This is a genomic window from uncultured Flavonifractor sp. (assembly GCF_944383115.1).
Classification (GTDB): Bacteria; Bacillota; Clostridia; order Oscillospirales; family Oscillospiraceae; genus Flavonifractor.
This window is the reverse complement of record NZ_CALWOJ010000065.1, coordinates 1-12,533: the sequence shown is the minus strand read 5'-3', so window position 1 is coordinate 12,533 and position 12,533 is coordinate 1. Positions and strand designations below refer to the sequence as shown.

12 protein-coding genes and 2 tRNA genes are annotated in these 12,533 nt (G+C 59.5%); 6 read left to right on the top strand and 8 right to left on the bottom strand.

Features of this window, described 5'->3' with window-relative positions; all coding sequences use genetic code 11:
• On the top strand, positions 1 to 741 hold a 741-nt coding region (locus Q0K43_RS07870), incomplete at its 5' end, for an OAM dimerization domain-containing protein (RefSeq protein ID WP_297290004.1).
• A 141-nt stretch (positions 742 to 882) separates the two neighbouring features.
• Here Q0K43_RS07870 and Q0K43_RS07865 read toward each other — a convergent pair.
• The 4 genes from Q0K43_RS07865 to Q0K43_RS07850 form a co-directional block, all read right to left on the bottom strand.
• On the bottom strand, positions 883 to 1,539 hold the full coding sequence (locus tag Q0K43_RS07865; protein WP_297290003.1) for an HAD family hydrolase: 657 nt from the start codon (positions 1,537 to 1,539) through the stop codon (positions 883 to 885).
• Positions 1,540 to 1,553: 14 nt separating this feature from the next.
• Complete coding sequence (gene rpoN, locus Q0K43_RS07860) at positions 1,554 to 2,918, bottom strand: RNA polymerase factor sigma-54 (RefSeq protein WP_297290002.1); 1,365 nt, start codon at positions 2,916 to 2,918, stop codon at positions 1,554 to 1,556.
• A 101-nt stretch (positions 2,919 to 3,019) separates the two neighbouring features.
• Complete coding sequence (locus tag Q0K43_RS07855) at positions 3,020 to 3,337, bottom strand: sigma-70 family RNA polymerase sigma factor (RefSeq protein ID WP_297290001.1); 318 nt, start codon at positions 3,335 to 3,337, stop codon at positions 3,020 to 3,022.
• Positions 3,318 to 3,551 (bottom strand): hypothetical protein, encoded by a 234-nt coding sequence (locus Q0K43_RS07850; RefSeq protein ID WP_297290000.1) that lies wholly within the window; start codon positions 3,549 to 3,551, stop codon positions 3,318 to 3,320. The genes Q0K43_RS07855 and Q0K43_RS07850 overlap by 20 nt, the downstream gene beginning before the upstream one ends.
• A 253-nt stretch (positions 3,552 to 3,804) precedes the next feature.
• Between Q0K43_RS07850 and Q0K43_RS07845 the strand changes: the two genes are divergently transcribed.
• From Q0K43_RS07845 to Q0K43_RS07835, 3 genes are all read left to right on the top strand, one after another.
• Positions 3,805 to 3,880: transfer RNA gene (locus Q0K43_RS07845), tRNA-Thr, on the top strand.
• A 12-nt stretch (positions 3,881 to 3,892) separates the two neighbouring features.
• Positions 3,893 to 3,977, top strand: a tRNA-Tyr gene (locus tag Q0K43_RS07840).
• A gap of 213 nt (positions 3,978 to 4,190) precedes the next feature.
• Positions 4,191 to 4,820, top strand: a complete 630-nt coding sequence (locus Q0K43_RS07835) for a LexA family protein (protein ID WP_297289999.1) — start codon at positions 4,191 to 4,193, stop codon at positions 4,818 to 4,820.
• Positions 4,821 to 4,866: 46 nt separating this feature from the next.
• Here the strand turns inward: Q0K43_RS07835 and Q0K43_RS07830 are convergent, their stop codons facing one another.
• Positions 4,867 to 5,247, bottom strand: a complete 381-nt coding sequence (locus tag Q0K43_RS07830; protein WP_297289998.1) for a metallopeptidase family protein — start codon at positions 5,245 to 5,247, stop codon at positions 4,867 to 4,869.
• Positions 5,244 to 7,415 (bottom strand): Tex family protein, encoded by a 2,172-nt coding sequence (locus Q0K43_RS07825; RefSeq protein WP_297289997.1) that lies wholly within the window; start codon positions 7,413 to 7,415, stop codon positions 5,244 to 5,246. The genes Q0K43_RS07830 and Q0K43_RS07825 overlap by 4 nt, the downstream gene beginning before the upstream one ends.
• Before the next feature lie 124 nt (positions 7,416 to 7,539).
• Between Q0K43_RS07825 and Q0K43_RS07820 the strand changes: the two genes are divergently transcribed.
• Entirely contained in the window at positions 7,540 to 8,487 is a 948-nt protein-coding gene (locus tag Q0K43_RS07820) for a hypothetical protein (RefSeq protein ID WP_297289996.1), read from the top strand.
• A gap of 49 nt (positions 8,488 to 8,536) precedes the next feature.
• Here the strand turns inward: Q0K43_RS07820 and Q0K43_RS07815 are convergent, their stop codons facing one another.
• Positions 8,537 to 9,583 carry an aldose epimerase family protein gene (locus tag Q0K43_RS07815; RefSeq protein ID WP_297289995.1) on the bottom strand — a complete coding sequence of 349 codons (1,047 nt, stop codon included), beginning with the start codon at positions 9,581 to 9,583 and terminating at the stop codon, positions 8,537 to 8,539.
• Between the two features lie 174 nt (positions 9,584 to 9,757).
• On the opposite strand from Q0K43_RS07815, the gene Q0K43_RS07810 reads away from it, so the two are divergent.
• Positions 9,758 to 10,198, top strand: a complete 441-nt coding sequence (locus Q0K43_RS07810) for a hypothetical protein (protein WP_366086176.1) — start codon at positions 9,758 to 9,760, stop codon at positions 10,196 to 10,198.
• Between the two features lie 97 nt (positions 10,199 to 10,295).
• Here Q0K43_RS07810 and Q0K43_RS07805 read toward each other — a convergent pair.
• Positions 10,296 to 12,533, bottom strand: a 2,238-nt coding sequence (locus tag Q0K43_RS07805; RefSeq protein ID WP_297289993.1) for an S-layer homology domain-containing protein, incomplete at its 5' end; no start/stop codon positions are given.

The following is a 12,533-nucleotide window of genomic DNA, read 5'->3' as shown; positions in this document are numbered from 1 at the left end:
CTGGACCTGACCCGGCTGAAACCCTATGGCGACACCATGAACGACGGCAAGGTGCAGCTCTCCTTCACCCTGCCCGTCAAGGACGACGACAAGGGTGCCGCGGCTGCCGTGCTGATGGCTCAGAAGATGGGCCTGGCCGACCCCAACGTGGCGCTCCGCCAGAAGCTGGACGAGGCTTTCACCTTCTATGTGGTGTACGGCTCTCTGACCCACTCCATCAACTACAACGAGATCGTTGTGCAGACCGTGGCCGATGAGGCCATGGGCATGGACGAGACCGACGAATTCATCAAGGAGCGGCTGGGCCGCAAGCTGGTGGTCATCGGCGCTTCCACCGGCACCGACGCTCACACCGTGGGTATCGACGCCATCATGAACCGGAAGGGCTTCGCCGGCCACTACGGCCTGGAGCGCTATGAGATGATCGAGGCCTACAACCTGGGTTCCCAGGTGCCCAACGAGGAATTCCTCAAGAAGGCCGCCGAGGTCAATGCCGACGTGCTGCTGGTGTCCCAGACCGTGACCCAGAAGGACGTACACATCCAGAACCTCACCGAACTCATCGAGCTGGCCGAGGCCGAGGGCGTCCGCGAGAAGTATATCTTCTGCTGCGGCGGTGCCCGTATCACCCATGCTCTGGCCAAGGAGCTGGGCTATGACGCCGGCTTCGGCGCCGGCACCTATGCCGACGACGTGGCTACTTTCTGTGCCAAGGAAATGGTCCGCCGTCTGGGCAAATAACTCGATTTCTCCTCTTTCCCCTCTTTTTCTCTGTAAGGACAACGGGGCCCCATTCGGGGCCCCGTTGTCCTTTCCTCTGTTGCTTTTAAAACGGGTTTGGGCGGCCGTCGCCGCCCAAACCCGTTTCCATCTCTCTGCAGTTTACAGGCCCAGCCAGGCCTTCAAGCTCCACAGATCCTCCGCCACATAGGCCAGCGGCAATCCACTGTCGGCAAATTCCTGCCGGGTAGTGGTGCCGTTCAGGACGGCGCAGAAGCTGCAGCCTGCCCGCTGGGCGGTCCGGGCGTCAATCAGGGTATCGCCGCAATAGAGGATCTCAGCCGGGCTCAGTCCTTGGGCGGCGATCGCCGTCAACAGGCCCTGGGGGTCCGGCTTGGGCCGATCCACCTGGTCTCCGCCGGTAACGGATGTCAGGCAGTTCAAAACTCCCTGTTTCTCCAGCACTGCCTGCAGCGTGCTTGTATGCTTGGTACTCACAACTCCCGCCGGTATGCCGGCATTACGGAGTGCGCAAAGCAGTTCCGCCGCGCCGGGAAACAGCCGGGTCACCTCCACCTGAAGGGGGGCCGCCTTTTCCCGGTAGTATACCAGAAACTGCTTCCGGTGTTCCGGCGTTTCATCCCCAGTCACAGCGGTATAGCTGTCCTCCAGGGTCATGCCAACGGTGCGGCGCACCGCCTCCCGCTCCGGCTGGGGCAGCCCCATTTGCTCAAAGCTGTATTGGAAGCCGGCCACAATGGCTTCCGTGGCATCGCCCAGGGTGTAGTCAAAATCGAAATAAACCGCTTTGAAATCCATGATCTCCTCCCAGATTACTCGTATTGTTTGCGCCCGGTGGTGCTTGGTATGTGCAGTTCATCCCGGTACTTGGCCACGGTACGCCGGGAGAGTGGACAGCCTTGGGCGGTCATCAGCTCACACAGTTTCTGGTCGGACAGGGGCTTTTTCTTATCCTCCCCGGCAATGAGTTTCTTCAGAAGGGCCTTGGCCGCGTCCGGGGACGCGACGTCCTCGCTGCCCGTCCCCAAACTGCGGGAGAAAAAGTAGCTCAGGGGATAGACCCCCATGGAACACTGGATGTATTTGTCCTTCACCGCCCGGCTCACCGTGGACTCATGGACGCCGACGCATACCGCCACATCAGCCAGAGACATGGGTACCAGGTGGCCCGGCCCGCGCCGGAAAAAGTCCTCCTGCAATTCCAGAATGCAGCTGGCGCAGGACATCAGGGTAGAACGCCGCTGCTCGATGGCATGGACCAGCCATTTGGCCTGCTTCACCTTCCCGGTCAGGTAGTCTTTCACCTGTCGGTCGTCGCTCTCCTTCATCAGGCGGGTATAGTACCCGCTGATCCCCAACGTGGGGAAGTAATAATCGTTGGTCAACAACTCGAAATGATCGGGAAAGCTGACCACGATGATGTCTGGATTGATGTAGGTCAGATTTTCCCGGGCGGCAAAGCCGGTACCCGGCCTGGGATTGAGGCTGCGGATCAACTCACAGGCGGCCCGCACCTCTTCGGGCGTAGCCTGCAGTTCTCTGGCGATGAGGCCATATCTGCTCTTGGACAGGGCGTCCAACTGGCTATCCACAATACGCACCGCCAACTGATCCACCGGCGTACGGCGGATCAGTTGGAGATGGAGGCACTCGGACAGATCCCGCGCCCCCACGCCGGCAGGCTCCAGGGACTGGACGGCGGCCAGGGCCTGCTCCAGCACCTCCAGCGGGCAGCCGTAGTCGGCGGCCAGAGCGTCCAGAGGCTCGTCCAGCCAACCGTTTCCATTAAGGCTCTCCACCAGGAATGCCCCTGCGTCCATCACTTCCCGCGGCAGATCCAGCGTTTTGAGCTGGGAAAGTACATAATAATAAAGGTTGTCCTCCCTGTCCTCCACCGTACCGTAGTTGCTGAGCCGGTCATCCTGTTCCTCGGTATCCTGTCGGTGGTAGTAGCGGTTTTGGGGATCGGTGGACTCCAGCCACTCCAGCTTACGCCGGAGCAAATCGGTCTCATCCGCCTTGTTATACCGTTCTTCCGGTTCCAGCACCGGATTCTCCTGGACAGCCTCCTCGATGTATTCCAGCAATTCCTGAGACCCCATTTGCAGGATCTCCATAGACTGCATCATCTGGGGAGAGAGGGTCTGGGTCTGTTTCTGGGACAAATTCAATTCCAAAATAACTTCCTCCCTTCGCCCATTTTCGCGGTTTTACGGAAGCAAGTATATCATGGAACGGCGCAAAATTTCAACATCCTGCACCATAGAAAAATCCGGTCTCATTCCGGCGGCGTCAATAGCTGTCCCGCTCCGTAGCGCAGACAGCGGCGCAGCCGGGTCTCTCCCCGCTTGATGGTACGGGAAACCGTGGATTTGTCGATCCCCATCAATTCCCCGATCTGACGCATATTGAGCTGCTTTTCATAGTAGAGCAGCATACACTCCCGCTGCCGGGGCGTTACATCCTCCCGGAGCGCCAAAGTTACGTTGCGGCGCAGCCGCTCCATCTGTTCGGAGTTATCCTCCGCCATCGCCAGCGCATAGGCCGCCATATCGGCGGCAAACGCCTTTCCTCTTCTATATCGTGTATCTGACATTGCAGCGATACCCCCTGTCATAATAGCGTTCACACAAAACGGCCAAGTCCCTGGTCTCCCGCCACATGGTCCCCAGCCGACGAATCCGTTCGTCCAACAGGCGGCAGCAGCGTTCATCCTCCTCCGTCATCCGCCGGCGTTCCAGCAGCCTGACCCGTTCCCGCAGCGCCTCTGCGCCGGCGCGATATTGTACCGATAACTCCTGTAATGTCATTCCAGTTCGCCTCTTCTCTGTCTATAAGCTCGGCCCGGCATAGCGCGCACAGTTCCCATTCCTGACCGTACAATTCCAGGCCACACCGACGGCACCATCCCGTCGGGGGCGCCCGCTGCATGTCCCGCAGCGGGTCTGTCCATACCCGTAACCGGATACCAACCCCTCCCCTATTTTTTTAAAAAAGCCGTTTTTTCTCTTGACAAATCCACCTCCACCTGATAAAATAACATTCGCTGTGGACGAGCTGTGTGCTGGTGTAGCTCAGTTGGTAGAGCAGTTGATTTGTAATCAACCGGTCGGGGGTTCGAGTCCGTCCACCAGCTCCAACAAGTTCATATGGAGGAGTTCCCGAGTGGCCAAAGGGGGCAGACTGTAAATCTGTTGCGATTCGCTTCGGTGGTTCGAATCCACCCTCCTCCACCAATTAAAATGTCTCGCCAGAAGGCGGGGCATTTTTTATGTTCCAGAAATCCCCAAACGGTGATAGAATTACCCATATATGGAACTTTCGTTCTATCGTAACGCTATAATAACACCAAACGGAGATATAAGTCAATCATTTTTTGTCGAAACAAGTTGCGTTTGGTGATAAAATGTGATAGAATAGACCCACAAATTGGACAGGAGGGAACTGGTATGGAGCAGGAGAGCACCTTCGGCGCCCGTCTGCGCAGCCTAATGGATGAGTCAGGTCTCAGCTATGAGCAGCTGGGGGACCGGCTGAACATGAATCCTCAGACCCTGAACCGCTATGTATTGGGTCAGCGCGAACCCAAAATCGGAACCGCAGCCGCCATTGCCCGTTCATTGGGGGTAGATCCGTTGTGGCTACAGGGGTTCAACGTACCCCGGCGCCCTCCCTGCCCCGCCCATCGGGAACCGGTAGTCCCCATTCTGGGGGTCATCCGGGCGGGGACGCCCATCCTGGCCAGCCAGCAGATCGAGGGCTATGCCGCCGCCGACGTACCCGACCCGGAGGAGCATTTTTACCTGCGGGTCATCGGGGACAGCATGATCAACGCCGGTATCCGGGACGGGGATCTGGTGCTGATCCGGCGGCAATCCACTGCGGAAAACGGCCAGATCGTAGCCTGTCTGGTAGACGGGGAGGATGCAACCCTCAAGCGGTTCCGCTGTCAGAAGGGCATGGTGATCCTCCAGCCGGAAAACCCCTACTATGAGCCGAAGATCATTCCTCTGCGGGACTTTGAGCAGGGTGTGGCCCGCATTGTGGGGGTAGCGGTAAAGCTGGTGCGGGAACTATAACGGCAGCACACAAAATGGGGCGGACGCCTGCGCGTCCGCCCCATTCTTACACTTCCTCTGACTGTTCCCTGCGAAACTGTTCCAGTTCCCACTCATCCTTGATCTCAAGGCCCCGCTCGCCGGCCAGGCCCTCCACATGGTGGGTAAACTCATGGGCCAGGGTGGTGTACAGCTCGTCCTCCCAGTCCTCCTCCGTCCAGTCCTCCTGCTGGGCCAGTGCGACGAAGGAGCCGTAATAGAGGTTGATGTACCGCCCCATCATGTCGTTGCAGTACTCGCCCATGATATAGAGGTCCTTCCCTTCCGGGTCCTCCCGGGTGTCGGGCAGCAGGGAGATGCCTCCGTTCAATTCCTGGTAAAATGCCTCTGGAAATTCCTCCGCCATTTCATCCAGCAGGTCGCCCACCTGGTCAAAGCTCAGGATCATACCGTCCCCTCCTTGGGCTTGCGCATGGTCAGCGAGATCCGCTTCTTTTTCTCGTCCACCTCCAGCACCCATACGGTGACCACGTCTCCCACGGTACATACCTCCGAAGGATGGCGCACCCGGCGGCCGGACAGCTGGGAGATGTGGACCAGCCCATCCTGGTGGACGCCGATATCCACAAACACGCCGAAGTCAATGACGTTGCGCACCGTGCCGGTCAGCTCCATCCCAGGCTTCAGATCCTTCATCTCCATCACATCGGTACGCAGGATGGGCTTTGGCAACTCATCCCGGGGGTCCCGCCCGGGCTTGAGCAGCTCCTTGACGATATCCTCCAGGGTAGGCAGGCCCACACCGCAGGCCTGGGCCGCCTTCTCACTGCCGTAAGCCTTTACCCGGTCAGACAGCTTGTCAATAGTTCCCGCCGCCACATCGGTCAGGCTGTAGCCGCATACCTCCAGCAGCTTCTGGGCCGCCTCGTAGCTCTCGGGATGGACCCCGGTATGGTCCAACACGTTTTTGCTCTCGGGTACCCGCAGGAAACCGGCGCACTGTTCAAAGGCCTTGGGCCCCAGCTTGGGCACCTTCAACACCCCTTTTCGGGTGGTAAAGGCCCCGTTCTCCTCCCGGTATTTGACGATATTCCTGGCGGTGGTGTTGTTCAGGCCCGCCACATAGGCCAGCAGCGGCGCCGAGGCGGTGTTCAGATCCACGCCCACCGCATTGACGCAGTCCTCCACAACCCCTTCCAGGGTCTCTCCCAGCCGCGCCTGAGGCATGTCGTGCTGGTACTGGCCAACGCCGATGGACTTGGGATCGATCTTCACCAGTTCGGCCAGCGGGTCCTGGAGTCGGCGGGCGATGGATACGGCGGAGCGCAAATTCACGTCGTAGTCCGGGAACTCCTCGGCGGCCAATTTGGACGCGGAGTAGACGCTGGCGCCCGCCTCGTTGACGATCATATAGCTGACCCCGCCTCCCAGCTTGCGGATCAGTTCCACCGTCATCTGCTCGGTCTCCCGGCTGGCGGTGCCGTTGCCGATGGCAATGTGGGCCACGCCGTGCTTGCGGATGAGTTTGGACAGCAGGTCAATGGCCTCCTGCTTTTTCTTCTCGTTAAAGGTGGGGTACACCACCGCCGTGTCCAGCACCTTGCCGGTACCGTCCACCACCGCCACCTTGCAGCCGTTGCGGTAGCCCGGGTCCAGGCCCATTGTGACAAAGCCCTTCACCGGCGGCTGCATCAGCAGAGGTTTCAGATTCAGCCCGAACATTTTGATGGCTCCCTCATCGGCCTGCTCCGTGAGCAGATTGCGCATCTCCCGCTCCAGGGAAGGGAAGATCAGCCGGTCGTAGGCGTCCTCGGCGGCGGCCCGGACGAAGGTCATGGCAGGCGCGCCGGGGTTGAGTACCTGCCGCCGCACAGGGATCAGGGCGGCCTCCCGATCCATCTCCACGCTTACTTTCAAAACCTCTTCCCGCTCGCCCCGGTTAATGGCCAGAACCTGGTGGCCCTGGAGGCGGTTCAGCGGCGCCCGGAACTGATAATACAGTCGATATACCGTATCTTCCGGCTCCTTATCGGCGGCAGCGGACACCAGATAGCCCTTCCTCCAGGTCAGTTCCCGCAGCAGCTTTCGGATGTTGGCGTCGTCTGAGATCCGTTCGGCAATGATATCGCTGGCGCCCTGGAGGGCGTCCTCAACGCTCTCAACCCCTTTCTCCGGGTCCACATACCCGGCGGCGGCTTCTTCCGGCACAGGGCCGTCCATCGCCTGGTCGTAGAGCAGATCGGCCAGGGGCTCCAGCCCCTTCTCCTTTGCCATGGTGGCCCGTGTGCGGCGCTTCTGTTTGTAGGGGCGGTACAAATCCTCCACCTCCGCCAGGGTGGCGGCAGCGTCAATGGCGGCGGAGAGTTCCTCCGTCAGCTTACCCTGGCCCTCAATGGCGGCCTTGACCTCCTCCCGGCGTTTGTCCAGATTGCGCAGATATTGCAGCCGGTCAGCCAGGGCACGCAGGGTGGTATCGTCCATCGCTCCGTGCAGTTCCTTCCGGTAGCGGGCAATGAAAGGGATGGTGTTGCCCTCGTCGATGAGGTTTACCACGTTCTGAATGTATGTCTCCTTCTGTCCCAGTTCACGGGCCAGGATCTGAATGATGGTATCCATAGCGTTCTCCTTTGCAGCGGGGTTGTAACCAATATTTTACCCGCTTTTGGACCGCAAGTCCAGCGGTTTTCCTTGCGTCCATGCCCCTATGCGTGTAAAATCAGAAAAGAAGGGGGAGTGCTGTATGGATCAGCGTCTGAAAGAGATCGACGAGGCGATTGCGGCTCTGAGCGCCGCCGAAGCCCGCCGCGCGCAGCTTTCCGCTCAGGTGGAGGACCTTCACCGCCAGCGGGAGGAGCGGCAGGCGCGGGTGGAGGAGACCGCCGGGATGTTCCGCAAGGAGCAGGAGGATGTGGACAAACTGGAGCGGGGCGGCCTGCATGCGCTTCTGCTCTCCCTCACCGGAAATAAAGAGGAGCGGCTGGACCGGGAGCGCCGGGAGGCCCTTGCAGCCAAATGCCAGTACGACCAGGCCGTGGCCGACCTGGACTATCTGGAGCGGAAGCTGAGCGATCTGATCCGCCAGCGGGACAGCCTGAAACACGCGCCCCAGGAGTTGGAGGCGCTGTGGCGCGAGAAGGCGGAGCTGGTCAAAGATATGGGGGGCGTCCAGGGCAGCCGATTGATGGAGCTGGACCGGGAGCTTGCCCTGCTGGGGCATCAGCAGAAAGAGATCCAAGAGGCCCTCTCCGCCGGCAAACGGGCCAAAGACCTGCTGGGTCAGGTGCAGGACGACCTGGACAGCGCCCGCAGCTGGGGTACCTGGGACATGCTGGGCGGCGGACTGATCGCTACAATGGCCAAGCACGATCGGCTGGACAGCGCCCAGTCCAGCATCCAGGACGCTCAGCGGGCCCTGGCCGACTTTCGTACCGAGCTGGCCGATGTGGGAAATTTGGATCTACCCAATGTCCAAATTGGAGAGTTTGCCACCTTTGCCGACTATTTCTTCGACGGGCTGTTCTCGGACTGGTACGTCCAGTCCAGCATCAAAAAGGCCCAGGAGGGCGTGTCTGAGGTGCGGATGAAGCTGACGGCCGCGCTGCGCACCCTGGACGAAACAGAGCAGTCTTTTGCCGTCCGACGGGCTGCTTTGGAGCAGGAACGGGCAAATCTGCTGGCCGCTTGCTGATAAAAACGCCGGTCTGCCGCATGGATGCGGCAGACCGGCGTTTTTTCTTTTATGGCACGACTTCCCCACCGGACAGGGTAGCCAGCCGGTAAGCCGTGGTATGGCGGTACTCCTCCCCCGCCCGCAGGACGGGACTGGGGAAGGCGCTGTGATGGATGGCGTCAGGCCAGTTCTGGGTCTCCAGGCAGAAGGCGGAGCGAGGCCCGTACACCGCCCCTCCCTTTCCCGGCACACCGTCCAGGTAGTTGGCGGTATAGAGCTGGAGGCCGGGCTGGGTGGTGTAGCATTCCAGACACAGCCCGCCGCCGGTAACCCGGGCGGCCAGCTCAAAGGGGCAAACAGGCTGGGTACCCAGCACAAAATTGTGATCGTAACCGTTCCCCACGGTAAGCTGAGGATGTTCCATGGCCAGGCCGCGCAGAAATTCCCGGGGGATTTTCAGATCAAAGGGGGTACCCTCCACTGCCAACAACGCGCCGGTAGGGGTGCTGTTGGCGTCGTTCTCTGTTATGGCGCTGGCATAGATCTGTACCCGCTGTCCCTCCAGAGAACCGTATCCATGGCCCATCAGGTTGAAGTAGCTGTGGTTGGTCAGATTACACAGCGTGTCCTGGTCGCTGACAGCCCGGTAGTCCAGTGTCAGCATTCCGTCGGAGGTGAGATCATAGCTCACCTCTGCCCGCAAGGTACCGGGAAACCCCTCCTCCCCGTCGGGACTGATGTGGGAGAGTACCAACTTCCCGTGGCGGATCGCTGCCTCCCACACTGCCTCATGAAACCCGTGGATCCCGCCGTGGAGGCAGTTGGGGCCGTTGTTGGCGGCCAGGGAATAGTGCTTTCCATTCAGGTCAAAGGCCGCGCCGCCAATGCGGTTGGCCACCCGGCCCACCAGTGCGCCGAAATATTTGTCCTGCTTCTCATAGTCCGCCAGGGTATCGCACCCCAGCACCACGTCTCTGCCCTCCACCACGAAGCTGCGGAGGATACCGCCGTAAGTCAGCACATCGGCCCTGTACCCTCCGGCCCGGGCCGTCCACTGCTCCACCGCTCTTCCGTCGGCGGTCACCCCGAAGGGAGTCCTTGTCCAGTCTGCCATGACACACACCTTCCTCTGAAACAGAGGCGGCCCATTGTCAAAAGCCGCCGCCTGTAATCATACCATATTTCCCCCCTATTGCCAATAGCATGGGTTGCTTCCCGGTTTCTTTTCTCCGTGCAGCAAGCAGACACATAGTCGTACAGGCGAGGGCAACTATCACAACAAGGAGGAATGAATGTGGCAAGTTATACCCAAAATTATCAGCTTCACCAGTGGGAGCCGGAGGACAACTTTCTGCGGACAGATTTCAACCAGGACTTCAGCAGGATCGACACGGCGCTGAACGGTCTGGCGGGCAAGGTGGTGCAGACCGTGTCGGGCAGCTATGTAGGTACCGGGGAACACGGAAAGGAACACCTCAATCGGCTGGAGTTTCCTTTTGAGCCGGACGTGGTTGTCATCGTAGTGGACGATCTGGAGGAGCTGGACGCGGGTACGGTTGTACTCCGCGGCCAAGCAAAAAGTTCCGGCATTGGCATTTCACATGGCAGTGCTTCCTGCCTCAACCAAACCCTCACCTGGTCGGGGAATACCCTCTCCTGGTACAGCGATACCGCAGGCCGACAACTGAACGAGTTAGGTAGCACCTACCGCTATTTTGCCCTGGCCTGACGGATATAAAGAAAGGGCGCGCTGCATAAGCAGCGCGCCCTTTTTACCGAACCATCAGAGGGGAAATCCCCATCTGACTTTTATGACCTCAGAACGATTAGGCGTTCTTCACCAGGTACAGAACGGTGACAGCACCGTCGCTGTTCAGGGTGTAGTCGATGCCGGCGAGGTCAGAGTAGTTGCGGTTGATGGAGCCAGCGGTGATGGTGCCGTCGGCAGCAACCACATACACAGCCACATCGTCAGCGTAAGCCATAGTGCCGTCATTGCCGACGGTGATGACCTCGTTGGCAGCCTTCTTGAACTCGCCAGTGGTGTGGTGATAATCAGTACCCTCGGAGGCGCCGGTCAGGCTGGAGTAAATGTTGTCGTCGTCCACCTTGTAGGTGTCGTACAGGCCGTCCAGTTTGTCGCCGGCGGTCTTGGCGACCATGATCTCCACGATCTCGCCGTCCACAACAGCGTTGTAGGTGTAGTACTCGCCCAGGTCGGCGTCGTCCACAGGACCGCCAACGGAAGCGCCGGCGATGTAGATCATGTCGTCAGCGGAGGCAACGGTGGCGCCGTCCACGATGAACACATAGTCGGCAGCCTTGCCGCTCTCAGCCACAACGTAGCCGGTGGTAGCGGTCATGGAAGGCACGTTCTTGTAGCCGGTGTACACACTGGCGGAGTCAAACTTTTTGGTATCCAGCTTGACAGAGACGTACACGGTGGCGCTGTCAGCAGTGGTGGTGCCATCAATGTAGGTCTTGCCCTTCTGAATGTTGATGGTGCTGGAGGTCACATTGTCGTTCAGGACGTAGTACTCCTCGTCCTTGTCGTACTCGAAGCTGTACACGCCAGCAGCGTACTTCTCCTTGGTGTCGATCACTTCGGAGGTACCGTCGGTGTAGACGACCTCGGCATAGTTGCGGGTCTCACCCCAAGCGCCGGAGGTGTCATCGTGAGAGCGAACCACATACAGGTACTCGGTGTCGTTCTCGGAGCTGCCGTCGAAGTGGACAACATAGTCGTTGTACAGATAGAAGGTACCCTCGGAACCGGTCTTGACCTCGATCTGGCTGTACTCGTTAGCAAACTCGTACTTGGTGCCGTCGATCTTAATCCAGCCGTTGTAGGTGGCGTCCTTGCTGCTGGAGGTAACCTTGCCGTCCAGAGTCTCAACGTCATCCACAGCCAGGAAGGTGGCGTCCATGTCGGTAGCCACGTCCCAACCGGGCTTCAGGAAGGCCATGAACACGTCCTCTTCAGCGTAGTCCTTGATCATGGCATAAGCATCGGCGTCGTCCTTCACATTAACGGTGAGGGAGGCGTAGTTGCTGTTGGTGATGTAGTAGCCAGCCTCGTAGACAGTCAGGTCCACGCTGGTAACGGCGTCATCGTCATCGGTATTGATGGCGGCAACCTCAACAACATAGGGCTCGGTCACGACAATAGCGGTGACTTCGTCGTCGCTGTTGGCATAGACCTCAATGCTGTAGCCGTTCACGCTGGTCTGCAGCTTGGCCAGGTTAACGCCGCCAGCCACGCTGCCGTTATAGTACACGGTAGCGGTGTCAACCTTGGTGTAGTCTTCCTTCAGATCCTTGACAGTATCCTTGTCGAAGTCGGCGCCAGCGTAAGTAGCCACGGGGGTGTCGGCCACGAAGGAGACGACGTCCTTCTTGTAGGTCCAGGCATAGCCGGGACGGGCAAAGTCGTCCTTGATGTTCTTGGCAGTGGTGGTGTCCTTCTTCAGGTCGGGGAAGTACTTCTCGCAGAACTGCTGAACGGTATCGCGGTCGTCAGTGTCAGCATCATAGGTGCGATAGTCGTCGCTCTTGCTGTTGGTGATGGTAGCAGCCTGAGAAGCGCCGAAGTTGATGGAGTTGCCGTCACCAAAGTTGATGTCGGCGCCCTTGTTCTCGTACTTCACAGTGTTGGCGGTCAGGGTCAGGAAAGCCATCTGAGCAGCGTCCTGACGGGACAGCTCGTTGGACAGCACCAGGCCCTTGGGGGAGATGCCGGCCTCGATGGTGTCGGAAGCCACGTTGATCATCCAGTCGGAGCCAACGTAGTTCTCGATCTTGGCATCATAGCCCAGAGCAACCAGCAGCATCTTGGCGAAGGCGGCGCCGGTCAGCTTGCCCTCGGGGAAGAAGTTGCCGTTGCCGTCGCCGGCCAGGATGCCCAGGTTCACGCAGTAGCCGATGAAGGGGGCGGACCAGCGGTCAGCGGCCACGTCGTTGAACACGGTGGAGTTGGTGGTCAGCTTTTCAGCGGACTCCTCACCCAGCAGCAGGTAGCAGATGATCTTGGCAGCCTGCTCACGGGTCAGGATGGAGTTGGGCTG

Coding starts and splice junctions, on each gene's coding strand:
- Q0K43_RS07865 (WP_297290003.1), bottom strand. CDS start 1,539: ATGGATTTCAAAGCGGTTTATTTCGATTTTGACTACACCCTGGGCGAT.
- Q0K43_RS07810 (WP_366086176.1), top strand. CDS start 9,758: ATGAATGTGGCAAGTTATACCCAAAATTATCAGCTTCACCAGTGGGAG.
- Q0K43_RS07835 (WP_297289999.1), top strand. CDS start 4,191: ATGGAGCAGGAGAGCACCTTCGGCGCCCGTCTGCGCAGCCTAATGGAT.
- Q0K43_RS07850 (WP_297290000.1), bottom strand. CDS start 3,551: ATGACATTACAGGAGTTATCGGTACAATATCGCGCCGGCGCAGAGGCG.
- Q0K43_RS07815 (WP_297289995.1), bottom strand. CDS start 9,583: ATGGCAGACTGGACAAGGACTCCCTTCGGGGTGACCGCCGACGGAAGA.
- Q0K43_RS07820 (WP_297289996.1), top strand. CDS start 7,540: ATGGATCAGCGTCTGAAAGAGATCGACGAGGCGATTGCGGCTCTGAGC.
- Q0K43_RS07825 (WP_297289997.1), bottom strand. CDS start 7,415: ATGGATACCATCATTCAGATCCTGGCCCGTGAACTGGGACAGAAGGAG.
- Q0K43_RS07855 (WP_297290001.1), bottom strand. CDS start 3,337: ATGTCAGATACACGATATAGAAGAGGAAAGGCGTTTGCCGCCGATATG.
- Q0K43_RS07830 (WP_297289998.1), bottom strand. CDS start 5,247: ATGATCCTGAGCTTTGACCAGGTGGGCGACCTGCTGGATGAAATGGCG.